Source organism: Paraburkholderia sp. BR14320, from assembly GCF_040948665.1.
In the GTDB taxonomy this organism is placed as follows: domain Bacteria; phylum Pseudomonadota; class Gammaproteobacteria; order Burkholderiales; family Burkholderiaceae; genus Paraburkholderia; species Paraburkholderia youngii.
The window spans coordinates 1-1,186 of sequence record NZ_JBFPKG010000194.1 but is presented as its reverse complement, the minus strand read 5'-3'; the positions used below and the strand labels follow the sequence as shown (position 1 = coordinate 1,186).

Below are 1,186 nucleotides of genomic sequence, written 5' to 3'. Positions count from 1 at the left end.
TCAGGAAAGGACAGATGAAATGTGCGGGCAAAGACCCGTCGTCTGCTTCCCAGCAGTTTTACTCCCTTGTGTCATAAGCAATACTTATCATATCGACATTTCTCGTCCCGACACCCTTACTGCAACACAACCCGTCCACACGGCATGTCCGGTACTGGCGGCGGCTAAAAAATCGCTGCTTCGGCGGTTACGTCCACCTCTGCCGTCATCGGTGCCGCCGCTGGTTTAAATCGAAGCGTGGCGACAAGCAATTCGTTTTCTTTCTGATTCGTGAAAATTCCCTTTTTCCTGTCCGTGTTAACGCGGGAGCTTTTTTGTGTCGCCGCCCGCGCGCATCATCAGTTCCAACGTCGCTTCGAGTCGAATAACGCGTTCCGTCAGGCCCTCGATCTTGGCCTGCTGGTCCTTCACTGTGCCAGCCAATGCCACAACCTTGTCGTTCATCTTGATAACGGTCGTGAGCGCGTCCCACACCTTGTCCGTGACGCCCATTAGTGCCTTCCTTCCGTCATCGCTGCGATTCGTTTGTTGGACTCTGCGACGAACGCAAGCGCATCGTCCAGCGCATCGTTTGCTTCGCCCGTGGATGCGTTCACGCGCGCAATAAGCGCGTGCATATCCTGCTCATCCTCGGAGGGCGTGAAGCCCTGCGCAGCTTGGCGCATCAGTTCGCTAACGTTAAGCCCGAGGCGCTTGGCGGTGCTCGCTATCGCCCGCTTCTGAACAGCCGTCACCTGGACGACGATTCGCTCCGTTGCTGTAGCCATTCCCTTTTCTCCTATGTGCATGTACATGATATGTACATTCTAGACGCATTTGCGGTGAAGTCAAGCAGGCGCAGCGGGGCCGTGAGATGGGCGCTGGCACACCGTCGATATCGGCGTCGTTCGGTAAGTTCTTGACCCTCGTACCGGGAGCCTGCCGGGTTCCTCGAAATTCGCGCCGGATACGGCGTCCCCCCTTTTTGTCAGGCTCGACCCGCGCCGGATGCCAACGTCAAACGGATCTCACAACACCTCGCAAAACGGCACTGTCACGTTAAATTGGTCGCGACGTAATAGGGTTCTGTTGCAGTAAGGCCCACGTTAAAATTGGGTAGCGAATTTTTGAGCTGTGCGATGAAGAAGACGAAGACACCGCGAACCACACTCGCGCCGGGCCTGGCCAAGGTCCTGAAGCGCCTTCA

Annotated in this window: 3 protein-coding genes; 1 reads left to right on the top strand and 2 read right to left on the bottom strand. The window is 56.3% G+C overall.

Going from position 1 to position 1,186, the window contains the following annotated elements:
• A partial coding sequence (locus AB3X89_RS39795; RefSeq protein WP_368588003.1) for a hypothetical protein occupies positions 1–229 on the top strand: 229 nt, incomplete at its 5' end.
• 68 nt (positions 230–297) lie between these two features.
• Here the strand turns inward: AB3X89_RS39795 and AB3X89_RS39790 are convergent.
• Positions 298–492, bottom strand: coding sequence for a hypothetical protein (locus tag AB3X89_RS39790; RefSeq protein WP_368588002.1), 195 nt, complete (start codon positions 490–492; stop codon positions 298–300).
• Entirely contained in the window at positions 492–767 is a 276-nt protein-coding gene (locus tag AB3X89_RS39785) for a hypothetical protein (protein WP_368588001.1), read from the bottom strand. The genes AB3X89_RS39790 and AB3X89_RS39785 overlap by 1 nt, the downstream gene beginning before the upstream one ends.
• Positions 768–1,186: the final 419 nt, after the last annotated feature.